19 protein-coding genes and 2 pseudogenes are annotated in these 22,168 nt (G+C 41.2%); 7 read left to right on the plus strand and 14 right to left on the minus strand.

Translation table 11 applies throughout. The features are described from left to right. The first annotated feature begins 4 nt into the window (after positions 1 to 4). Both NSQ44_RS18730 and NSQ44_RS18735 read left to right on the plus strand, forming a co-directional pair. On the plus strand, positions 5 to 547 hold the full coding sequence (locus NSQ44_RS18730; protein WP_340858366.1) for a hypothetical protein: 543 nt from the start codon (positions 5 to 7) through the stop codon (positions 545 to 547). A 277-nt stretch (positions 548 to 824) separates the two neighbouring features. Beyond that, positions 825 to 1,241, plus strand: a complete 417-nt coding sequence (locus tag NSQ44_RS18735) for a replication-relaxation family protein (RefSeq protein ID WP_340858367.1) — start codon at positions 825 to 827, stop codon at positions 1,239 to 1,241. Here NSQ44_RS18735 and NSQ44_RS18740 read toward each other — a convergent pair. From NSQ44_RS18740 to NSQ44_RS18760, 5 genes are all read right to left on the minus strand, one after another. Beyond that, a complete protein-coding gene (locus tag NSQ44_RS18740; protein ID WP_340858368.1) occupies positions 1,236 to 2,525 on the minus strand; it encodes an acetamidase/formamidase family protein in 1,290 nt (429 codons plus the stop codon). The genes NSQ44_RS18735 and NSQ44_RS18740 overlap by 6 nt on opposite strands. A 1,038-nt stretch (positions 2,526 to 3,563) precedes the next feature. Next, positions 3,564 to 4,364 (minus strand): ExeA family protein, encoded by an 801-nt coding sequence (locus NSQ44_RS18745; RefSeq protein ID WP_340856983.1) that lies wholly within the window; start codon positions 4,362 to 4,364, stop codon positions 3,564 to 3,566. Then, complete coding sequence (locus NSQ44_RS18750) at positions 4,357 to 5,610, minus strand: IS481 family transposase (RefSeq protein ID WP_340858369.1); 1,254 nt, start codon at positions 5,608 to 5,610, stop codon at positions 4,357 to 4,359. The genes NSQ44_RS18745 and NSQ44_RS18750 overlap by 8 nt, the downstream gene beginning before the upstream one ends. 140 nt (positions 5,611 to 5,750) lie before the next feature. Further along, the gene (locus tag NSQ44_RS18755) at positions 5,751 to 6,308 is read right to left on the minus strand and encodes a DUF6431 domain-containing protein (protein WP_042412494.1); all 558 of its coding nucleotides are present in this window, start codon (positions 6,306 to 6,308) and stop codon (positions 5,751 to 5,753) included. A 73-nt stretch (positions 6,309 to 6,381) separates the two neighbouring features. Further along, positions 6,382 to 7,146, minus strand: coding sequence for a HAMP domain-containing protein (locus tag NSQ44_RS18760; RefSeq protein WP_340858370.1), 765 nt, complete (start codon positions 7,144 to 7,146; stop codon positions 6,382 to 6,384). A gap of 115 nt (positions 7,147 to 7,261) precedes the next feature. On the opposite strand from NSQ44_RS18760, the gene NSQ44_RS18765 reads away from it, so the two are divergent. Continuing rightward, positions 7,262 to 8,464: a transposase gene (locus NSQ44_RS18765; protein WP_063210481.1), complete on the plus strand. Its 1,203-nt coding sequence runs from the start codon at positions 7,262 to 7,264 to the stop codon at positions 8,462 to 8,464. 313 nt (positions 8,465 to 8,777) lie between these two features. Here NSQ44_RS18765 and NSQ44_RS18770 read toward each other — a convergent pair whose 3' ends face one another. Beyond that, the gene (locus NSQ44_RS18770) at positions 8,778 to 10,004 is read right to left on the minus strand and encodes an IS110 family transposase (RefSeq protein WP_340856590.1); all 1,227 of its coding nucleotides are present in this window, start codon (positions 10,002 to 10,004) and stop codon (positions 8,778 to 8,780) included. A 729-nt stretch (positions 10,005 to 10,733) separates the two neighbouring features. Here NSQ44_RS18770 and NSQ44_RS18775 point away from each other — a divergent pair. The 3 genes from NSQ44_RS18775 to NSQ44_RS18785 all read left to right on the plus strand — a co-directional run bounded on the left by NSQ44_RS18775 (position 10,734) and on the right by NSQ44_RS18785 (position 14,932). Next, positions 10,734 to 12,815, plus strand: coding sequence for a copper-translocating P-type ATPase (locus tag NSQ44_RS18775; protein ID WP_377701635.1), 2,082 nt, complete (start codon positions 10,734 to 10,736; stop codon positions 12,813 to 12,815). Between the two features lie 384 nt (positions 12,816 to 13,199). Continuing rightward, the gene (locus NSQ44_RS18780; RefSeq protein ID WP_041844919.1) at positions 13,200 to 14,015 is read left to right on the plus strand and encodes a ZIP family metal transporter; all 816 of its coding nucleotides are present in this window, start codon (positions 13,200 to 13,202) and stop codon (positions 14,013 to 14,015) included. Positions 14,016 to 14,314: 299 nt separating this feature from the next. Further along, positions 14,315 to 14,932, plus strand: a complete 618-nt coding sequence (locus NSQ44_RS18785; RefSeq protein ID WP_108898150.1) for a YdhK family protein — start codon at positions 14,315 to 14,317, stop codon at positions 14,930 to 14,932. Between the two features lie 87 nt (positions 14,933 to 15,019). Here the strand turns inward: NSQ44_RS18785 and NSQ44_RS18790 are convergent. The 8 genes and pseudogenes from NSQ44_RS18790 to NSQ44_RS18825 all read right to left on the minus strand — a co-directional run. After that, positions 15,020 to 15,547: pseudogene (locus NSQ44_RS18790) on the minus strand (response regulator transcription factor); the annotation flags it as partial. Positions 15,548 to 15,608: 61 nt separating this feature from the next. Next, positions 15,609 to 16,790, minus strand: coding sequence for an IS701 family transposase (locus tag NSQ44_RS18795; protein ID WP_340856192.1), 1,182 nt, complete (start codon positions 16,788 to 16,790; stop codon positions 15,609 to 15,611). Positions 16,791 to 17,033: 243 nt separating this feature from the next. Beyond that, positions 17,034 to 17,378 carry a DMT family transporter gene (locus tag NSQ44_RS18800; RefSeq protein ID WP_340858371.1) on the minus strand — a complete coding sequence of 115 codons (345 nt, stop codon included), beginning with the start codon at positions 17,376 to 17,378 and terminating at the stop codon, positions 17,034 to 17,036. Positions 17,379 to 17,403: 25 nt separating this feature from the next. Beyond that, complete coding sequence (locus NSQ44_RS18805; protein WP_425439780.1) at positions 17,404 to 17,670, minus strand: DMT family transporter; 267 nt, start codon at positions 17,668 to 17,670, stop codon at positions 17,404 to 17,406. A gap of 68 nt (positions 17,671 to 17,738) precedes the next feature. Further along, on the minus strand, positions 17,739 to 18,278 hold the full coding sequence (locus NSQ44_RS18810) for a TetR/AcrR family transcriptional regulator (protein ID WP_340858373.1): 540 nt from the start codon (positions 18,276 to 18,278) through the stop codon (positions 17,739 to 17,741). A gap of 161 nt (positions 18,279 to 18,439) precedes the next feature. After that, positions 18,440 to 18,661: pseudogene (locus tag NSQ44_RS18815) on the minus strand (GNAT family N-acetyltransferase); the annotation flags it as partial. Positions 18,662 to 18,742: 81 nt separating this feature from the next. Then, entirely contained in the window at positions 18,743 to 20,065 is a 1,323-nt protein-coding gene (locus NSQ44_RS18820; RefSeq protein WP_041846675.1) for an ISL3 family transposase, read from the minus strand. A gap of 277 nt (positions 20,066 to 20,342) precedes the next feature. Continuing rightward, positions 20,343 to 20,687 carry an ArsR/SmtB family transcription factor gene (locus tag NSQ44_RS18825; RefSeq protein ID WP_041846673.1) on the minus strand — a complete coding sequence of 115 codons (345 nt, stop codon included), beginning with the start codon at positions 20,685 to 20,687 and terminating at the stop codon, positions 20,343 to 20,345. A 359-nt stretch (positions 20,688 to 21,046) separates the two neighbouring features. On the opposite strand from NSQ44_RS18825, the gene NSQ44_RS18830 reads away from it, so the two are divergent. Continuing rightward, the gene (locus NSQ44_RS18830; protein WP_340858376.1) at positions 21,047 to 21,757 is read left to right on the plus strand and encodes a hypothetical protein; all 711 of its coding nucleotides are present in this window, start codon (positions 21,047 to 21,049) and stop codon (positions 21,755 to 21,757) included. Positions 21,758 to 22,168: the final 411 nt, after the last annotated feature.

The raw sequence follows: 22,168 nt of genomic DNA on the forward strand, positions 1-22,168 counted from the left end.
GAAGGTGAAAAAAGAATACTATGTAGCACATACCGTGGAACATAACGGAATCAAGATTCCATACTATCATTTCGTTTATTCTGGGGATTTTCATAGAATTCTTCTGAAACGAAACAGAAAGCATTGTCTCCGTGACGGAACAGATATAAGGGAATTTTTCAATAAGATTTCCTATCATCAATATGATTTCAGTGGAAACTATACCGTTTTTGAAAAAGCAGTTTTGATTACTATTCATAACTTTGAAAACAATATCGAAAGAGATCTCGATAATTTGAATTACAAACCATTAATCGACGGAATTAGAAAGACAGGAATCATAAAAGATGATAGCTGGCAACACTTATCCCTTATGCATTTTGGAAATTTGATTCCAGATGAAGATGAAGATGAACGAATTGAAGTGTACGTTATCCCTCAAAGTTTTTTAGTGGATTTTCTTTTAACAGGAAAAATTACAATTAATCTTTCTGAAAAACATTTTTTCGAAATAACAAATAGGGAAGAAGTAGATTTGATGAAAAAAGAGAGTTTGGGCTTTTGGTAAACACACTTAGAATGGTCTAAATAGTAGAAAAAAATATGGTCAAAATAAGGGTAAAAAAACCTAAAGATCGTTTTCTGAATTTTGACCTTAAAATCAGACAACAATTTTAACCTAAAATGAAGCGTAAAATCGTTGATTTATCAATGTTTTCAACAGTTTTATGTCTTTAAAAAAAGATCAATTTTTGAATGCAGTTTAGTGTAAGGATTCCGAAAAATGAGGAATCTGAAACACTAAACAGACCCACGGAGAGAAGGCATCAAAGAGGAGGAAAAAAATGAGTGAATACAAGTACTATGAGCAATTGAATGACCGAAAAATTAATATACTAGAAGATTTATATAATTATCGAGCCATGACAACGGATCAGATAAAGAGGATATACTTTCCGAATTCAAAGTTCTATGTCAATAAGGTTCTATACCAATTGAGAAAGAGCAAATACATTGCAAGTAACACGCTGAAAGGGAGTAGGAAGAACAAAAAGGGGATCACCTATCACCGATTGACCGAAACGGGAATGGAATGTCTGTTAAGACATGGAGTGAGCGTTGAAGGTCAAGTCCAAAACATGTACGTGAAACCGTCACAACTGCATTATTTATTCTATCATAGAAAATTACGTATTTTCGTTCTTTTATCAAAAAAGCCAGCACCTTTTGACAAGGTACTGGCTTTTGTTGGCGATTTATGAATACTGCTCCTTCACGATTTCCAGTATTCCTTTTTTCATTAAGTATTTTTCTGGCGCCAGGAAGGTGACGGTGACGACACCAGGATGACGGCCGATTTCGATTGATCCAGTAATTGTCGCTCTATTCATCACTTCCGGAACGGAGATATCAAAAAATTTTGCCGCCCGTTCCATTCCGTTCGTTGTCGCTTCATTCAGATTCGCACCGGTTCCGATGAAGGAAATCGGGAGTGATTCCTCAATTTCTGCAACGCCCCACTGCTTTGCAAGTTTCTTTGCTTTCTCTTTTTCTTCACGACTAAATGGTTTGGCTAGATAAGGCAGGTCTTCTTCAACGGGAAGTAATATTGGTCCTTCAATTTGGAGATTTTTAATGACATCCACCTTCAATGTGACGATCCCGGCAACATCGGTCGTATGTCCCGCAATTTCACCATCCCCCTGCATGGCGTGCATGTCGCCCAGGTATACACCGCCACCGGGGACTTTTACTGGACAGATAACGACCGCTCCTTCCCGCACCCGATTAATGTCCATATGACCATCGGTTCGGTCTGCTAATTGTTCTTTTGTGATACCGAATTCATGAGGAGCCTCGATTAGCGCCTGTCCAAAATCACCTGCATTGTGCGAGTCGGGCATCGGTCTTACCGGCATTGTTCCGAGCTGACCGAGAAATGGTCGAATTCTGGCGATCGTGCCAACCATATCGTGGGGCGCAAAGGTGACGATTGGGTTTTGAATAGAGTTTTCCGGTGTGCACATATATGTTCGTCCATCCTGAGCTACCTTTTCCGCAGCTTCCTTGTGTAATGTCACCCCGAGCGTTTTTTCATCATTAAAGACCATTGTGTACGCATGGGTAAACGTGAACGGTGTGATTTCAGCATCGCAGTTTTTACAGTGGATCGCCTTTTCGCCAATGCCTTTAATGACTGTCTCCGGGTTAACGGTTTCGCAATTCGGACATTGGGCCGCGACAAACGGATCGCCTAGAAATCTTCCTTCCACGGGTTTGTCGTTTCCCGATGCAGTGACGATCGATGTGAAGCGAATCGTCTCAATTTTTATGGCAATCGCATCACCCACTTCCGCACCTTCTACATAGACAGGCTTTGTTACCTCATGTCCTCCCTTTAAAGCCGGAGTAATCATCGGTCCCCAGCAACCGGGCGTTGTATTGGCGACAATATACCCACCGTCTTTGACGGCATATTCCATTTTTTCATTCGGGTCTAAAACGCCGTCCGTAAATGTATTGACATATACCGTTTGTTTGACCATGAAATCACTCCCCCTTTTTTTAAGAAATATTTTAATAATAATCCACCCTTGATTGTCGGCTTATGGGTGGATTATGAATTATTCACCTATTCAGTTTGCCGATCCCCTTTGAAGGGATTCGTTCTATTACTTAATACCCTCGAAAGTGTTGCCCGCACTTTCGGGGGTTTGTTATTTCCTATCTATATTATACACATTTATTTATTTTTTATTTTTTTATTCAACTAAATCGAGTAGGAGGGAGCGATTAACTCCCGACCTCTCACACCACCGTACGCACCGTTCGGTATACGGCGGTTCAATTAAGATGATTGACGCAAGTCTTTATAACTTCCGTGAATAGCTGTTCTCTTTATGCCAGTGGTCACTCCACCCTCCAAGAGATCTCCCACGGGATTCACCGCTTCCTCCCTCAAGTGAGGTACTACGTTTTCTGTGTTCATCATGACTCACTGAATGCCAAGGGCTATTCTCTCTTAATTGTTCGGTCCTTCTTAGTAGTTCTAAACCAACTAATACTATGACCTCTGCTGACTTCTGACGGTTCAGCTACTTATCACTAAGTAGGTTATGAAGCGTATTTCACCTATCCGCCAGACCTCCCCGGGTAAGTACATGCACTTTCACACCATCTATCCGCCTCATTTACTCGATATGACCTTCGACAGAAAGAGCTTTGTTTTGTTTGGCAAACTCACTCAATCATACCTAGCCTTATATGAGGTTCGTGTTCCTCGGACCGGTGTTTTGCCTCCAGCTTCCTTCAGATTCCGCGTCACCACGGACACCCTTTCGTTGAGCTAACCTCTACTTCTGTCTTCGGGGTTCGGGTGTAAACTAGCACATTATTTCAGAATCCCTTTTTCAAATTATTTCAGGCGGATTCGGAAATAATGTGCAAAATTTTTGCGGATTGTTCCGGATTTTGCACATTCTTTCGGAACGTTTGCACGCTCTTTCAGATGAAGATTTCCAGCGCGCCTGATGGACCGATGGAAAAGAGAAAGCACAAAAGAGGCCGATTCGGCCCCTTTCGTGCTAATACCCCATTTCCTCTGCGGCCATGCGCACCACTTCTTCGTCAATGGCGTCCTTTTTCAGCTGATACCCGTATAACAGGCACGTCGTGGCCAACGTGTTGATCACCCGAGGCCATCCCCGCGACTGCAGGGCAATCGCCTCTAACGCCGATGGGGTGAAGATCGGGTGCTTCGCCCCGGCCTGTTTCATCCGATGCTTGATGTAGCCCGCCACCTCTTCCTTCTCCAGCGGCCCCATCCGGTATCGCATGATGATCCGCTGGTCGAGAGGGCGGTGCTGATTGAGCCGCAGCTTCCCCTGTAAATGGGGCAGCCCGGCCAAAATCAAGACAAATGGGTTGGTCGAATCCATCTCAAAGTTGAACAAGATCGCGATGTCCTGTAAAAATGCATCCTTCGCTAAATGCATCTCGTCCAAAATGAACACCGGCGTGATCCGCCGTTCATGATACAATCGCTCGATCGCCTGCTGGATTTGGCGGAAGAGGTCTACCTTGCGGTACTTCGGTTCCTCTCCTAATCCCAAGGCCAAACCACGGTAAAAATCCATCACGCCTCCGGTGGATAACGGAAAGTAGACGACATAATACAATGATGGATTCAATGATTCTTTCAGCGCCCGAAGGGCGAACGTCTTGCCCGCCCCCGGCTCTCCGATCAACAGCCCGATCCCCCGGGTTCGTTTCACGTACTCCATCGCCCGCAACGCTTCCTGAAACGGCGCCCCTTGATACGCCTCGGACGGGTCTGTTTCTTTCGCAAACGGCTCCCGCGAAAGGGAGTAAAACGATTTATACACCGTGTTCTCCCTCCTTCGCCGGAATCGCCGCAAACGGGGACCGATGGCGTTTTACATAGGCGTTGTCCTCCAAACGAACCCGAACGGCCTCCGCCACCTTCCTTCCATCTTCGTACACATAGACGCCCCGTTCGTCATAGCGGAGTTCAATCGATTGCCCAATGAACCGGGGCGGCACTTCATACAGCTGCTTGTTCAAGGTGATCGTTCCATCGGCTTTGACCTTGCGGTGCTCCCGCTTCAGAAAAATCGCATCCAGCCAATCGCTATCTTCGATGAACGACACGAGATGCACTTGCGATTGAAACACCTCATGCGGCGTTTTTCCGTCCAGCGAGGCGTGCGGTTTTCGATGATACTCCTCTTCAAGCCACCTCCAAAAGCGCTCGTTCAGCTCTTCGAGCGACTTCGGGGGATCCAACTCCAGCAGCGGATAAAACCGCGTCTGTACGGTGCGGAAGAACCGTTCGATTTTCCCTTTGCTTTGCGGGTCATACGGCTGGGTGTGGATGAGCGTAATTCCCATCTCGGCGCACGCATACTGCAGCACCTCGAATCGATAAATTTTCCCGTTGTCCGAGTAAATGCGCTTCGGCTTCCCGCAACGAAGCACCGCTTCCTTCGTGACGATCCGCAGCCCGTCAAACTTCTCCGAAGGGAAAAACTGCGCGTACGGCACAAACCGCGAGCAGTCATCGATATAGGCGATCAAAAACGTTTTCTGGGCTTTCCCATTGACTCGAATCGTTGGTCCATGGGATAAGTCCCCTTGCCAAAGCTCATTGATCTGGTCATACGCAAAGCGCTTTCGCTCCGGCATGGGCAAGATTTCTTTCCCGACAAGGTTGTGTTTTTTCAACAATCGGTATATAGTAAAATAAGAGATATGGTTTTCTGGGATTTCCCCCTGCTCGATCAGGTGTTCGTAGAACACCGTCACGGGCATGGTGGGATGTTCTTTTCTTAGGGCTAAAATATGATCCTCATCATCGGGCGACAGACGCCTTGAGTGGCCGCGGTCCGAACGGCGCTTCGGCTTTAAGGCGTCAAAGCCCCCTTTTTTGTATCGGGTGCACCAATCGAGGATCGTCTTGGCTGCGATTCGTTTGTCGCCCTGGTGGGGAACATGGTGCACTCGCTCGCTCACCTCTTTCAGATACGTCTTCGGTTCCACCTGCCCATTCACCAACGGAGCGATTAGCCCGTACCGAAACAGGGCAATGTCGTGTCTCATCGACTCATCCATTCGAATCTCCTCCTTGTCTCACTTGGAATCAGGACCGTTCCGGTCCGTCTGCCCTTATCGTACCGGATCGCTTTTTCTCCGTCGATAGGAAAGGTTTGTGGGAACCTCAACTATTTCCAATTTAGGATATGTATGTAAAATCAGGATCCCATTTGATTCGCAAAAGGGTGTCGGAATCCGTCCTCCCACATGTCTCTGATGACCGAATAGAGACCGTGTTTCTCCAACGTCCGGATCCACCAGGAAGCTCGTTCCTTTTCTTTTTTCACGATAGGGCCTATGATCCTCCACCGCCTCGCAAAAAAGCTGTGAAGGCTTGATAGGTTTCGGCAGAACCGTCGGACATAAAAGATGATGCCGTCCTTTGTCGGGAGAAACGGAGCCCGGTTCGTCCCCTCGGTCAATCCCAACTGCTCTTTCACGACTTGCCATATGGCGGACAACGTATACTGAAAATACGGGAGGAGAAAGGAAGGCAGCACACTCACCGTCTTCAAGCATTCCCGACAGCGATACCGGACAATCCAAATGCGATAATCACCATGTGGGGTCAATGCGTTTCGCTCATAGTAACCGTGGCGGTGCAACGGGCGCTTGGCCCGGCAATGCGGACACTTTTTCAGAAGAGGGAAGTCGTTTTCTTTTCCACGCTCTGCATACGTTTGGACGTCAATGCCAAAGTCATGAAATTGAATCACGTCCTCCTCCCCCTCCTATGAACCGATGGATTTTCTCTTCCGAAATAATTCACAAAAAATTTAGCACATTCTTTCAGAAAAGGGGAGAGGGCTTTCTGAAGGAATGTGCAAAAAAATGGCTCTTTTGTTCCGAAATAAAGTGATAATTTACAATTCTTGCTAAAAATTCATTTCGTTCTTTTTTTAAGTAGTTTAAATCTATTGCTAACTTTTGAATGGAATGAGCTAATTCTCCGAGTTCGTCATTAGAGTTTACTGGCAGTGTAACAGTAAAATCCCCTTTACTAATTTGGTGAGTAGCTTCTTTCATTTTAATTAATGGTTTCGTAATTCCTCTTGACAAGAATATGATAATAATAATTGTTAAGATTACAGAAATCCATCCAGTAAGTATAAAATGTTCATTTAATTTTTGAATGAGTAAATGAATAGATGTGGTGTTTTGAAACATATAAACAAATCCTGAAATTTCATCTGTATTACTGATAGGGCTGATTGTAACAATATATGGTTCTTTTTCCCAATTATCTTCTATGACTTTTCCTTCTTTTGGGATATTAGAATTAGAATGTTCACTTAAATATTTTTCAAATAATTGGAGTTGATCAGAAGAACCAAGTACATTTCCTTGTTTATTGGTAACGACAATGTCAGTTTTTGATTCAGATTCCATTAATACTACATGAGAAAGAGTTTCGTTATCAAAGCTTTTGGCTAACACGGAACTATGAGAATTCCCTCTTGCTAAGAGTGAACTTAGTTCTTCGTTTACTCTAGATTCGACTATTCCTTCATGTAGAAAGAAAAACATAAGTGTACTTAATCGAGCATTTTGCATATTTTTTGACCCAAGAGCCATAAGGATTTCAAAGACATAAAAAAGGACTTCACCCCTAAAATGTAGAATTTTTGAAGTGACGAAACAACAAAAAATTCAAAAGGAGGAAGTCACTTTGTATATTCTACAAGAAAGCCTATTTTCCTTTGAAGAACTGCAAAAATTAGAGTCAAAAGAGAAATTACCTATCTTTTTTAGCTCGCTTGATTTACGCCCTTATGCTAAACAGTTGAGAAGTTCTTCACCCCGAGGGGCTGACGGTCATTCCAGAGAAGGGATTCTAAGGGCTCTCATCGCTGCCCCACTCGAAGGCATCGACACCTTTACCGCCCTTCATCATCGATTGGATAAAGACCTTCGTTTCCGTTATCAATGCGGTTTATCGATTGATCGCCCCGCACCGTCTATCTCCACTCTCAGCCGGGTTTTTGCAGCACTTACCAAAAAAAAGCTGGCTGAAAAGATCTTCCTTGACTTGGTACAGTTAGCTCAGGAGGAAGGAATAATTGACGGCAGCCACCAGGCCATCGACAGTGCCGCCATTGATGCCTATGAAAAGAAACAGCCCAAAAAGCGTAGTGAACAAACGGGTAATGCCAATTGGGGCGCAAAATATGATTCCTTCGGCAATAAAATTACCTGGTTTGGCTATAAGATGCATCTTTCAGTCGATACCGCAAGCGAACTGCCAATGGCCATAAAAGTAACCCCTGCCCATGTGAACGATGGAGAAGTCGCACCAGAATTAATCGAGCAAGTGGCAGAGCGTACCAAATCCAAAATTGAATTTCTGATCATGGATGGCGGATATGACCAACTAAAAAACTATGAATCAGCCAAAAACATTGGAGCGCAAGCCATTATCCCGCTCAATTTGCGCAACGAAAAAGAGCCTCCTGAAGGGATTTCTTCCAATGGAACTCCGCGTTGTTCCATGGGTTATGAAATGACTTATTGGGGAGCTGATAAGGACCAGCTCAAGTTCAGATGTCCTCACGCAACCGGCAAAGTGGATTGCCCATTAGGAATGGCAGCCTGTTCATCTTCCAACTATGGAATGGTGGTAAAAGTCGACATCAAAAAGGATGTGCGCCGATATTCCAATCCGCACCGTGATACAAAACGTTGGAAAGAGCTTTACAACGAGAGGACAAGTGTAGAACGCTGTAATTCAAGAATGAAAAGCTACCTTACGGCGAACTCCCTACATGTATGGGGAATTGAAAAAGTAAAGACCCATATTTACCTGAACGCTATTGTATTACTTGTTTCAGCGCTAGCGATGGCAAAGGAAAATAAAGGGAAGAAAGCCGCTTAAAAAAATTCAATGTGAAAAATTCTGCAGGTATGCCCAAAAACAAGATTATTGTAATATTTTGTAAAACAACATGCTGGTAGCTATTTGTCGAGTGCTTTATTTTTTATACTTTTATCCAAAAAATCTAATTTTGCAAAATGCTCAAATATAAAAAAGAGGAAATGCTAGGACATTTCCTCTTTTTATACTTTCTATCCCGAAAATTTAAGTCCATGAAAAAAGCACAAAAAATCCAGGGGGTGTTAACACCAGCAGATTGGTATTTGCTGGAATAAGTCATGTTTATGCACCTGATGGTTACTGTTTCGGTTAACTACGCTGTTTGATTTGACGGCTCTACCATGACCTTAAACCCTAGTGTTTCCAACTTCCGAATCGCTTGTCTGGCGACTTGATGGCGCTTGCGTTCTTCGTAGTAATGTGGACCAAGTTCGATGTAAGTCTGCTTCTTTTTGAGGAGATGGTAGACAATAGTCAGGATGCTATGAGCGACCGCAACCGCTGCACGATTGGCCCCCCGGCGTGCAGCAATACGGTGGTACTGGCTGGATAGATAGGTGTGTTTGGACCTAGCAGCGGCACGGGCGGCTTCCACCAGGGTGCTACGAAGCTTCTGGTTTCCCTTGCGGGTTTTCCCTGACTTTCGTTTTCCGGCACTTTCGTTATTCCCTGGGGCGACTCCTGCCCATGAACACAAGTGAGCTGCCGAAGGAAACTGTGTCATGTCAGGGCCAATCTCAGCCAAAATATGCTCCGCTGTGCGCCGACCAACGCCGGGGATCGTATCTAACCGCTCCAGGTCATCTTCAAAAGGGCGCATCCGCTCCTTGATTTCAGCATCCAGTTCTTCAATCAAGGCATCTAAGTGATCAATATGCTCAAGCTGGGTTTTAAGCATCAGGCGTTGATGAGGGCCGATGAGGCCCTTCAGGGCCTTTTTCAACTCCTCTTTCTTCCGTTTGAGACGGTGCTGAGCCAGTTCGGATAGCACATCGGGGTCAGTTTCACCATTAATTAAAGCCTCGATCATGGCTCGACCCGATTTGCCCAGCACATTGGTCGCCACCGAGGAGAGTTTGATGTTAGCCCCTTCCAGTACCTTCTGGATGCGGTTGATTTCGCGAGCCCGCTCTTCAATCAGGCTGCGACGATAACGGATGAGTTCCCTCAACTCCCGTTGCTGGCGGTCAGGGATGTAACTACCTTGTAGCAATCCATGGCGTAAGAGTCCAGCGATCCACTCGGCATCCTTTACATCTGTTTTGCGACCAGGCACATTTTTGATATGTTTGGCATTGACCACTAAAATCTTGATGTCTTCCATCTCCAACAGGTTATAAATTGGCTTCCAGTAGGAACCTGTACTTTCCATGGCCACGTGAGTGACGCCATGCGCCTTGATCCAGTCTACAAGCATAAGCAAGTCTTCAGTCATGGTAGAAAACGTGCGGATCTCTTGATGATCCGGAGTAATAATACAAGCGACGACGTTCTTCTTATGAACGTCTAATCCACAAACATGAGTATGGATAATGTCCATGTTCGTTCCCCCATGCCTAACATGTAATAAACACAGGCTGGCGGTGCAACGACCATACACGTCATTCTATCCCGCGTGCTTCCCCAGGGAGCAACAGTCTGTGGTGCACCAGGTCGTCGGGGTCTGTCTAATTAACGGGCTCATGGCACCAAGGTAAGACGACCTCGCTGGCCAGCCTAAGATTAAGTATACATGGACGAACTATTTTCATCATCTGCTGGTGCCGCTTTTGCGGCATGGGAGTCTAATAGTAAATAATATTATTATACAGCTGATGTATGAAAATAAAATTTATTACTTTTGTGAATCAATTAAGGTAAGTATATCTTTAGTAATGTTATGTATGATTTTATTAGGAATACTAGATATATTAACCTTTTGGTAATGTTAGAATACGAGAACTTCTGATCATATGGAAATTATAATATTGAATGAAGATCAACAAATTTTTATTTTAGAACACCTAAAGATCATTAAGGAGTAAAGACAAACCATATGTAAATAATACTATTTGAATAAATTGTGTCATTTATGAAAGGAGAAAAATTAATGACAAAAGACGATGATTTAAAAGAGAACAGTAAACATCAAAAGGAAAATCATAATAATGAACATATAGGGCAAGAAAGCCATCAACATCACCATGGACATATGGAACATGAAGGTCAACAGCATCACGATCATGGACATATGGAACATAAGGGGCATCAGCAACACGACCATGAACATATGAAACACAAAGGTCATCAGCATCATGACCATGAACATATGGAACATAAGGGGCATCAGCAACATGACCATGAACATATGGAACATGGAGGCCATCAACAACACGACCATGGTCATTCAGGACATGGAGGTCATGCAGGCCACCATGCTCATATGGTAGAAGACTTTAAGAAAAGGTTTTGGATTGCGCTTGTTTTAGCAATCCCGATTGTATTTTTATCTGAGATGACCCAAATGCTATTTGGTTATCACCTAGATTTTAGCGGACAAGGTACTCTATTATTTATTTTATCCACCATCCTCTTCGTCTATGGAGGTAAACCTTTCTTAGAAGGTGCTTGGGATGAGTTGAAAAATCGCGCGCCTGGTATGATGATGTTAATTTCACTAGCAATTGTTACAGCATATGTCTATAGTTCATTAACTGTATTCTTTATCGATGGCAGTGATTTCTTTATGGAGTTAGCCACATTAATTGTGATTATGCTCCTTGGACACTGGATTGAAATGAAATCAATCATGGGGGCTTCCAAAGCCTTAGAGGAACTAATCAAGCTGATGCCAAAAGAAGCACATAAAATCGATTCCAAGGGTAATATCGTTAATGTCTCAGTAGAGGATTTGCATCCCGGTGATAAAATACTAGTAAAATCAGGTGAAAAGATTCCAATTGACGGTTCTATTTTCGAAGGAGAATCAACGGTCGATGAATCCATGTTAACTGGGGAATCTGTTCCTGTGGAAAAGAAACCGGGTATGGAGGCCATTGGAGGTTCAATCAATGGGTCAGGTGTTTTAAAAATAAACGTTAGCAGAACAGGGAATGATACTTATCTTTCTCAGGTTATTCAATTAGTAAGTGATGCAGAAAGTACGAAGTCAAAAGCACAAGGTTATGCAGATATTGCTGCTAAATGGTTGTTTTATGTAGCTGTGGTCGTTGGTATCATTACGCTTGCTTATTGGGCTACCACTGGTGATTTTGAGTTTGCCTTAGAGAGAATGGTAACTGTTTTGATTATTGCCTGTCCACACGCTTTAGGTTTGGCAGGTCCATTAGTTACTTCCAGATCTACTTCAATTGCAGCGAAAAAGGGATTGTTAATTCGTAACCGAGTAGCTTTTGAGGGGGCCTATAAGGTAAATCGTGTTGTTTTTGATAAAACAGGAACCCTAACAGAAGGCAACTTCGGTATAACAGACATCTATCCGTCCAAAGGCGTAAGTGAAGATGAACTTTTGAAATTGGCTTATTCGGTTGAAACCCAATCAGACCACCCAATTGCTAAAGGAATTGTTAGGGAAGGGAAAGAGCGAAAACTTGAATTGTATGAAGTAAAAGATTTTAAAAACTTAACGGGAAAAGGGTTAACCGCGAATGTGAATGGTGCCGAAGTTTCTGTTATAAGTCCGGGTGCTATGAGAGCTAATCATATATCGTTTGATGAAAAGGTTTATGAAAAATTAGCTGGACAAGGAAAAACCGTCGTATTTGTTGTAAAAGATGATGTTTTACAAGGAATGATTGCTTTAGCAGATATCATCAGAAAATCATCCTTTGAAGTAATTAAGGAACTGCATGATCGCGGTATTGAAACTGTTATGATGACTGGCGATAATAGTCGTGTCGCAAATTATGTCGGTGAACAATTAGGCATTTCTAAAGTAATCGCAGAAGTCCTTCCCCACGAAAAATCGAAATACGTTAGGGAGTTAAAACAAGGCGGTAAAAAGGTTGCAATGACCGGTGATGGAATTAATGACGCTCCTGCCCTAGCTGAAGCAGATGTCGGAATCGCAATTGGTGCAGGAACCGATGTCGCCATTGAAACGGCTGATGTTATTTTAGTTAACAGTAACCCAAGTGACATTCTAAATATTCTTAGACTGTCGAAAGCGACTACTAGAAAGATGTTTCAAAACTTAGTATGGGCAGCAGGCTATAATATCATTGCAATACCATTAGCAGCTGGTATTTTATACAATGTTGGTATTGTCATAACGCCAGCTATCGGTGCAGTTATCATGTCGTTAAGTACTATTATTTGTGCAATAAATGCTCAATTGTTAAAAATTGAATAAAACTTTCATGGGATCCAGAACAATTATGTTGTGGATCCTTTTAAGGAATTTAAGTATTTTGTATATTTTTTAAAATTTCGCAGACTGAAATTGTCAAATAAGCCCTGATATAATTAGAAAAGTCGCTCATCGATTTGAAGAAAACCGGAGGAGAAAACTCTTTTAGAAAATGAAATAATGTTCTGAACTGACGAATGCTTAGTTTAACAAGGCTTGGATATAATACGGTTAATAATAAGAGTTGTATATTTAAGAGCTTTATAATTATTAAAATAAGGAATAAAATTTTTGACTATCATTTAACTTAGACTTAAAATGTTTCCTGTGGCAAATTTTTTGAACCTAATCAAATTTAGGTTAATTTTTTAAAAAGGAGTCCTTTTCATGGTTGACTTTTTTCAAAATTTTAATCCAATAACTCAGGCATTTATGGCTACTTTATTTACATGGGGAATGACTGCATTTGGGGCAGCACTTGTTTTTACAACAAAAACAATAAATCAACGATTTTTAGATGGTATGTTAGGATTTGCTGGAGGTGTCATGATTGCGGCGAGTTTCTGGTCTTTATTGGGTCCAGCCATCGAAATGTCAGATAACAATGCCATAGGACCATGGTTTCCAGCAGCATTTGGATTTTTATTAGGTGGAACTTTTTTATGGGGAATCGATAAGATCTTACCTCATCTTCATCCCAATGCCCCTATTAGCGATGCGGAAGGAATTTATCCAAAAGAAAGAAAAAGAAGTACCCTGTTAGTTCTTGCCATTACCCTTCATAATATTCCAGAGGGTTTAGCTGTCGGAATTGCTTTCGGCGCACTAGCAAATGGAGGTACTGAAGCAACTTTAGCTAGTGCTTTAACTTTGGCACTGGGTATAGGTATTCAAAACTTTCCAGAAGGCGTTGCTGTTTCCATGCCACTAAGAGGGGAAGGAATGTCTCGAAGAAAGAGCTTTTTCTATGGCCAATTTTCAGGTATGGTTGAACCGATAGCTGCGGTCATTGGTGCATTTGCAGTTGCATTTATTGAACCATTATTACCTTATGCATTGAGCTTTGCTGCTGGAGCAATGATATTTGTTGTTATAGAAGAAGTAATTCCAAGCTCACAAGAAAAAGGCAATAAAGATCTCGCTTCTATGAGTTTAATGGTTGGTTTTGTATTGATGATGATTCTCGATGTGGCATTAGGTTAAATTGGTTACTGCATATATCATTTTATAGCTCTTTTCAAAAAATGATTGAATGCTTAATTACTCAAACTTCACAGACTGATATCGCCAAATAAGCCCTGATATAATTAGGAAAGCCATAATTCAATTGTTTAATTTGATTTTTGTATTTTGGTGCGAAGTTTGAGATGTTGATATAAATTTAAATTGATTCCAGCAAATTCTAAAATTAGGAAAAAGGTACTATAATATTTGCACAAATTCTGCACAAACTATTGATAATTTTGACTTTGACTATAAGTATGTTGGAAAGGGTGATAATAATGAAAAAGCAAAAAGTTGTATTAGGGATATCTTCAATGCTATTGATATTCTTATTATCTGCTTGTGCAAACGGCGGTGAACCATCTCAAAACGAAAATGCTGATAATGAAACAGAAACTCAAGAAAACGTAAATAATAGTGAAGAAGAATCAGATTCTACGGGAGAAATGGATCATTCAGAGATGAATCACTCAGGTGGAGAAGTTCCCCAAGGTTTAACAGAGGCAGAAAATCCAACATATCCTGTTGGTAGTAAAGTGATTCTTCATGCTGATCATATGGCTGGAATGAATGGTGCAGAAGCAACAGTTTCGGGTGCTTTTGATACCACAGTCTATTCGGTTACATATACCCCAACAACCGGTGGTGAACCAGTAGAAGATCATAAATGGGTAGTTCACGAAGAAATTGAGAATCCGAGTGAAGAATCATATAAACCGGGCGATCAAGTGGTTTTAAATGCTGAACATATGAAAGGAATGGATGGAGCAACTGCAACAATAGATACAGCTGAACAAACTACGGTTTATATGGTGGATTACACAGATGAAGAAACAGGGGAACAAATAACAAATCATATGTGGGTAACAGAAGACGAACTTTCACCTGTAGAATAAATAAAATTTCGAGTTATTTATAAAGGGGATTGACAAAAGGTCAATCCCCTTTATATATGTGTTTTTCTTATAATACCTATAACTTATTTATTCATGACTATTCCACTTATACCCAACACCCCAAACCGTTTGTAAATATTTTTCTGCTGGAAAACCTGCTTTTCTCAATTTTTCACGTAGATTTCTAATGTGAGAATCAATCGTTCGATCTTCAGTCGATACTTCATACCCCCAAATAGAAGTGATTAAATGCTCTCTTGTAAATACTATATTTTGATTCGTAAGAAATAGAGTAATTAGTCCAAACTCCTTTGGAGTTAAGTTAATATTTATCCCTTTAAATTGTAGCTGGAAAGCATCTTGGTCTAAACTAAGGCCATTAAACTGTATTACTCCATGATTATTTTTCTGTCTGCGTAAAACGGCTTCAATTCTTGCAACAAGCTCTTCTTCATCAAATGGTTTTGAAATATAATCATCTGCACCGCCTTTCAATCCCTTTACTATATCCTCTTTTGAATCTCTGGCAGTAAGCATTATGATAGGTGTATCCCAATGATTTCTAATTTCTTTACAGGTTTCCCAACCGTCCATTTCAGGCATCATAATATCTAACTGTAGTTGAGCAATTTTAATTACAATAATTACCATGTAAAAGAGACAAACAGGGTACCCCTTATGCCACGTGGAGCTGTTTTTTCACGGTATCAATGGGAATATTTTGTTTCGCTGCACGGTAAATGAACTCCACGAGGCTATGTCCTTTTCTCTTGCGCAGAAGATCGAGCCCATCAGAAAAATCGCTGTTCGACTCGAACATGCTGTACACGTAAGCAAGCTGCACCAAGATCCAGTAGCGTTTCACCGCCCGACGTTGACGAACGCGGTACCCATCGAGCTTCAGCTGGTCTTTCGCTTGTCGAAAAAAGCATTCGATCGACCAACGCTGGGCATAGTAGCGCAAGATCTCTTCATCGCTTAGCTCCCGGTCGGTGCTCAAGACGCAGTGAAGATGTTCAGGTGTCATCGGCTGATCGGCTTTCCAAGCCAACAACACAACGGCATCATCGAGACCTTTCAGCGATCCCTCGTAGCGATACACGCGATAACGCTCTTCTCCCACCGTGACGAGATGAGTGTCGTTCGGTTCGATATAGCGGGCAAACTGTTTGGCTTGGATGGCGATGCCTTTTGGATAAAGAACCCGATTCGTCTTGAGCATTGCGATTACGTGGAATCCCTTTTTCAGACAAGCTTCCACGAGCTTTTGCGATGGATACCAAGAGTCCATCAGCACATAAACAGGACGGTGTACATCCAAAGAAGAAAGCATCTCGATCGCGAGTTCCCCCTTGCTTTTCCCAGCCGCCTTGTCGTAGAGGCGGAACGCAAAGGGAAAAGCCTGGGTCATCGTATGAACCATGAGCCAAACGAGAGAATGTCCCCAGATCGACTTTTTCTCTGTGTGAGAATAGTGCCAATCACACCCTTGAATGGCGTGCGTTGCCTGTGACGAAGGCTTGGTTTTTTGGCAAATCGTATCATCGATCGAAACAAAAAGGGGTTGATTCTCCTGTTTGGCGATGCGTTCGACACGACGAAGCATCCACTGTTGAAGTTTGCGAAGCAGCGTCTCTTCATCCCAAGGGCTTTTCGTGAAAAAATGGCTGAGTGTCGTTCGATGATTGGGGTGAAAGCTCCAATGATGAAGATCGGTCAACGTTCCAGAAAAGCCTTTCGTGATCATCGCATCCACGATATGAACGAGATGCTTCATGACAGGTTTTGAAAAATAAAGTGCCAACCCCAACATCGTGAAAAACTTGTGGATTCCTTGATGATGTGCTAATCTATTCATGAGACATGAACCTCCTTGTGAATAATTTTGGTGACACATCTATTCTAATCAAGGAATCGGGTTCATGTCTCTTTTTTTGTTTGGTTGTAAATTTATGTTAGCGAATTTGCTCATCTACAGATGATAATTTACAGTTAGGATTTACAAGAAATTCTTAACTTCATGGAGATAACTGATTGGGAGCCTGCTGTTCCATAATCTTCCTGACTTTCCGATGCGTCTACAAGTTGATTTTAAACATAATCAGGATGGTTTCCTTACATTTTCTGGACTTTTAGAAGCATTTAATAAGACTACCCCTCCAATTATTAATGCTAAGCCAACTAATGTAATGATACTAAATGGGTCTCGCCATAACAGTACACCAATTAACGCTGTTAAAGCTGTGCCCATCCCTGACCAAATAGCATAAGCTAAGCTTAACGGAACTGTCTTAAGACATAATGATAAGCAATAAAATGATAATCCAAAACCAACAATCACTCCAATGGATGGGAATAAATTTGTAAATCCTTCCGACAATTTAAGCATTGTCGTACCAAATATTTCGCTGAAAATGGACATTCCTAAAGTTATATAACCTTTCATACGATTACCTCCGACTCTCTAAGAGTTAATGAGAACTACTGAGTTTCAAAACAATAACTCCACAAATGATTAGAACTAAACCTAAACATTTTTTAAGATTAATACTTTCTTTATAAACGATAACACCAACTAATGCGGTTAAAGCCGTACCTACACCTGACCATATAGCATACGCCGTACCCAGCGGTATTGCTTTAAGAGATAAAGATAGGAGGTAAAAAGCTGCACCATATCCAATTACTACTCCGATGGAAGGGAACAACTTTTTAAATCCGTTTGATACTTTTAGCATCGAGCTCCCAAACACTTCACTTATGATGGCTACTGCCAAAATTACATATGCATTCAAGATGAATCCTCCTATTTTGTCATATTTATTAATTGCTGGAATACTTTTTCACGTAATTTGTCATCCAAGGGAGCTATATTAAAAAGTTCTGAGTAATAAAGACCATCTATTGCTAACCGAATAATAGTTGCTGTTACAGGGTTTATACCATCCTGATCCATTTTGTTTTGCATAAACTGATAAATTTGGGACATATTTTTTAATAAATCTGGACTTAACATAGAAGCAGCAATTATTCCCACATATAACTCGGAGTTATGTTCCAAATCTTTTTTTGTTACCTCAATTAAAGCACGGCACCATTTACCTTTTTCTAATGGGTCTTTCTTAGCCTGATCCTCAATTAGCGTAGTGAATTCTTCGAAAATATATTGTGCTAGTCCTATCAATAATGCTTCTTTATTTGGGAAGTGATATAATAAACCGCCTTTACTGATTCCCGCCTGTGTTGCCACAGAATCCAAAGTTAATTCATTAAAACCATTTTTGAGAATGAATTCTTTTGCAGATTTTAAGATATGCTGACGCTTTATTGTAGCTTTTGATTCCACATGCCTCACTCCTTAAAATAACCGTCTGGACGGTTTTATTATACCGTCTGGACGTTTTTTTTTCAAGACGGTTTTTTTTCAAAACGAAGAAAAGCCAAGCAAGGATCAGGCATGAAGCCTGACTGTAAATTAGCACATTATTTCAGAATCCCTTTTTCAAATTATTTCAGGCGTATTCGGAAATAATGTGCAAAATTAAACTCATTCCATTCCTCACGAAGAATACCCATTCGGATGGAATCATAGTATTCACCATTATAGTAGCGGCATTTTCTCATTCTACCTTCTAATCGCATTCCCAATTTTTCCGCACATCTGATCATTCGTGGATTTCCAGACCAAGTCGTCAGACCCACTCTCTCGATGGTTAGATTTTCAAAGAGATACTGTAGATGAGCAATTTTCATAACAATAATTACCATGTAAAAAGAAACGGGTATTCGGATTTTATGGTGGAAAAGGGCTTATATTCCACCCTTCTCCAATTTCTTAATTAGTGTGGAAAAATCAACACCATAGTTGTCTGTTATGTTGTGGTCTGTCACTTCATACCAATTGAGAGTTTCGTATAATATAGCTTTGCTGAACGCACTCGAATTAAAACGTGGCTTACGTCTCTTATGTAGTTTTTCATTAAAAAGTATTTTGGCTCGTAAGGCTTCAAAGGAGTAACCTCTACCCATTCGTTCTACTTGCCTAATAATACTATTAATGGACTCTGTATAAGCGTTAGTGAGCCTTTTATCGAAGTAGTTGAAGATTTCATCCTGCCAGTTGTCTACAGCTCTAACAAGGTCTTTATATGCGTCTTTAGAGTTACTGGATAAACAACGTTGTCTCCAATATCTATAACGATCCATCCCCTCGTCAGAATCATCTGTATCCCATATCATGTAGAACTCTTCTTTAATTTCATAGGCTTCTTTTAGGTCAGAGCTATTACTTAACCAAGTATCTAAAAGAAATGAGTCTCTTTCATTCAAGTCATGCTTTCGTTTAAGAAGGATATACCTTTCACGCATAAGGGTACGCCTTTCTTTGGCTGTCATATTGGCTCTGAGAGACTTCCTAACATTATCTAATGCTTGATTAGCCATTCGGACTACATGAAACTTATCTACAACTACTTTAGCGTGTGGCAAAACAGTATTTACTGCATCTTTGTAAGGCTTCCACATATCCATTGTGACGTATTCAATGTAATGCCTATCACCAATCTCTGAAAGCCTTTGTATAACAGTATTCTTATTACGATTAGGCTTAATATCAAAGATGGTTTTACGTTCAACATTAGTCAATACAAGACGAGGTTTACGGATAATATGTATTTCATCTATTCCAAGCCATTTAGGAGTCTCAAATTGGTATTCTTGTTCTTTAAATGCTACATAGTCCTTAAAGACGTTTCTTACGGTCTTTTCGTCTACACCGACGCTTTCAGCGACATCCACAAAGGTCTTGGACATAGACTGCTCTTCAATGGACTTTAACAACCTTTTAGTCATGCTACGTTTTTCGTCAATAGAAATAAGACGTTCCCAAAAGGTAGAACCACATTCACGACATTTATAACGTCTACGCTTTAGTTGTAAGCCCACTCGCTTCAAACGAATGGGCAAGTCCATAATTAGTTGCTTTCGTGAGTCATGCCTATACAACTTATCAAAACCACATTCAGGACAACGTTCAGGCGGTTCGATTGCTTCCACTTTAAACATCATATCGCTTTCATTTTCTTGTGGTGGTTCTGTTGTTTTAAGATCTGGTAGTAATAATAAGTCTGACATACTGTTCATCCTTTACTACTCGTAGTGTTACGATATTAATTATCTTTCATTGAATATCCTACGTAAAAAAGGTTATCCCATTGATGCAGGGATAACCTTTTCATTATTCATTTATGCAGTAGCACAGCTACAATCTTTGCACTCACAGACTTCATCAGTACAGTTATCTACACATTCTTGACTGCAATAAACTTTTCCTTCTACTTCTACTTTGTTTTCACCAAGAAGACAATTACAGCTTGGTCTCGCACATTTTTCCATACCAAACTCCTCCTTATTATTTTGGTAAATCCTCGGTTAAACACCAACCTTGGTCTAAAAGACTAACGACACAATTATCAACAATTCGGTACCGAATAAAATTGCCTTCACGATTATTGCGAACGATGCCTTTATCGACCAATCGTTGAAGTTGGTTGGAAATGGCTTGAGGTTTCATTTCAAGCTGTTCTGCTACCTCACTAACAGATAAATTTGGTGTTCGAATTAAAGTGTGCAATATTCTGAGTCGAGTCCCATTAGAAAGTATTTTAAAGGTCTCACTTAAACCCTCAGCGTTATCTGTATCTAACAAGGGGCGTTCCGTTAGTTTTGGTTTTGGTGTACACCAGTTTTCAGCCATTATTTCCTCCTCCATTTCACAATTACATTATATAGTGTAATAGTTTTTGTGTCAAGACGTTTATACAGTGAAATTCATAATATAAGCATCTTTTTTATCAGTACGTTATGACACCTTTACAATATAGTAATTTATTTCCCTTGCACTGACTATTTAAATTTTTTTCAACCTATAATCACCTGTGTTTGTGTTTGATTGGAACTATTATTTTCCTTAGTATTCCACTAAATAATCCGATTTAACACTAACTGTTTTTAAATTATTAAAATAGTAATTCCACTATATATTCCGAAGACCCAAAAAATAAAAAAGAAGTCGTTGTCGAATATAGACATGATTATCGATATGTACTTAGAGATTTGCAATATGAGTATTTGCCGGAGCTGGCTTCGAATCGGCCGCCTAAGCGGGGGCGGAAGCCGAAAATCGTTCATTTACATAACGTCCGTACGCTGCATTACGCTAGATTGCTAGACTTGGTGAAGCTGGCGGAGTTGCGGGATTACGACTTAAAAGGATATCGGGAGCTGTTTTGCTTTCTGTACCGGTACTGGAGTTGCTGCTTTACGGACGATCCAGAGCAGGCTTTGCAACAAGTACTCGAATTCAACAGCGAGTTTAAGGAGCCGCTGTCCGAACGAGAGGTCATCCGGGCGACGAGAAGCGCCGAAAAAGCCTGGAGAGCCAAAAGCGATGCAAAAGAAAATGAAGAGGCGATCAAAAAAGGCTATCCTGGAGCCGGCTATAACTTAAAAAATTCCACTATTATCAGATGGTTTGACATTACACCGGAAGAACAGCGGCATTTGCAGACGATTATCGACGGAAACGAAAAGCGGCGGCGCAAGCGGGAAAGAGATAAGAAAAGAATGGATGAAGTACGGCGCGAGAAAGGGGCGAAAACACGCGAGGAATATCTTGAGGAACAAAAAGAAAAGACGGAAGACAGGGTATGGCAAATGCAGAAAGCGATGGAGCGGCATCCAAACGCGACAAATAAGCAACTGGCTGAAATGCTTCAGCTATCTGTTCGACGCATTCAGCAACTAAAGAAGATGATTACGAACTGACGTTCCCGTGAAATGGTTCGTCGCCCTTATATTATGGGGCGTTAGCCTGCTTGCTGCCGCTTGTCGATAATTGGAGTACTGGATTATATCAACCAGTGCCTTTTTTATTGGGAGGGGGGAGGATCTGTCGGTTGGGGAACTCTTGTTCAAAAACTACCCAAATTGTTTTCGAATCTAATAAAACAGCCGTATTGGACGGAGCTTGTATGATTATTTAAGTTATTGGGATTCTGTTTTTTCGTTTTGTTAAAGGAGAATTTAGGTGTTTTATTGATTGAAATTGGTGTAAAGGTTGCTTTTTTTAATTGTTTTCATGATGAGATTGATATAGAGATGGTTGCTTAGAATCTTATATGGTTATGGGTAGGAGAGAACTCCCTTATTGATTATTGATTTTTAAGTCATTGATTA

It is taken from the genome of Aeribacillus sp. FSL M8-0254, assembly GCF_038008845.1.
Lineage (GTDB): Bacteria > Bacillota > Bacilli > Bacillales > Aeribacillaceae > Aeribacillus > Aeribacillus composti.

Coding starts and splice junctions, on each gene's coding strand:
- NSQ44_RS18735 (WP_340858367.1), top strand. CDS start 825: ATGAGTGAATACAAGTACTATGAGCAATTGAATGACCGAAAAATTAAT.
- NSQ44_RS18740 (WP_340858368.1), bottom strand. CDS start 2,525: ATGGTCAAACAAACGGTATATGTCAATACATTTACGGACGGCGTTTTA.
- NSQ44_RS18750 (WP_340858369.1), bottom strand. CDS start 5,610: ATGGATGAGTCGATGAGACACGACATTGCCCTGTTTCGGTACGGGCTA.
- NSQ44_RS18760 (WP_340858370.1), bottom strand. CDS start 7,146: ATGCAAAATGCTCGATTAAGTACACTTATGTTTTTCTTTCTACATGAA.
- NSQ44_RS18770 (WP_340856590.1), bottom strand. CDS start 10,004: ATGGACATTATCCATACTCATGTTTGTGGATTAGACGTTCATAAGAAG.
- NSQ44_RS18775 (WP_377701635.1), top strand. CDS start 10,734: ATGAAACACAAAGGTCATCAGCATCATGACCATGAACATATGGAACAT.
- NSQ44_RS18780 (WP_041844919.1), top strand. CDS start 13,200: ATGGTTGACTTTTTTCAAAATTTTAATCCAATAACTCAGGCATTTATG.
- NSQ44_RS18785 (WP_108898150.1), top strand. CDS start 14,315: ATGAAAAAGCAAAAAGTTGTATTAGGGATATCTTCAATGCTATTGATA.
- NSQ44_RS18795 (WP_340856192.1), bottom strand. CDS start 16,790: ATGAATAGATTAGCACATCATCAAGGAATCCACAAGTTTTTCACGATG.
- NSQ44_RS18800 (WP_340858371.1), bottom strand. CDS start 17,378: ATGAAAGGTTATATAACTTTAGGAATGTCCATTTTCAGCGAAATATTT.
- NSQ44_RS18805 (WP_425439780.1), bottom strand. CDS start 17,670: ATGCTAAAAGTATCAAACGGATTTAAAAAGTTGTTCCCTTCCATCGGA.
- NSQ44_RS18820 (WP_041846675.1), bottom strand. CDS start 20,065: ATGTCAGACTTATTATTACTACCAGATCTTAAAACAACAGAACCACCA.
- NSQ44_RS18825 (WP_041846673.1), bottom strand. CDS start 20,687: ATGGCTGAAAACTGGTGTACACCAAAACCAAAACTAACGGAACGCCCC.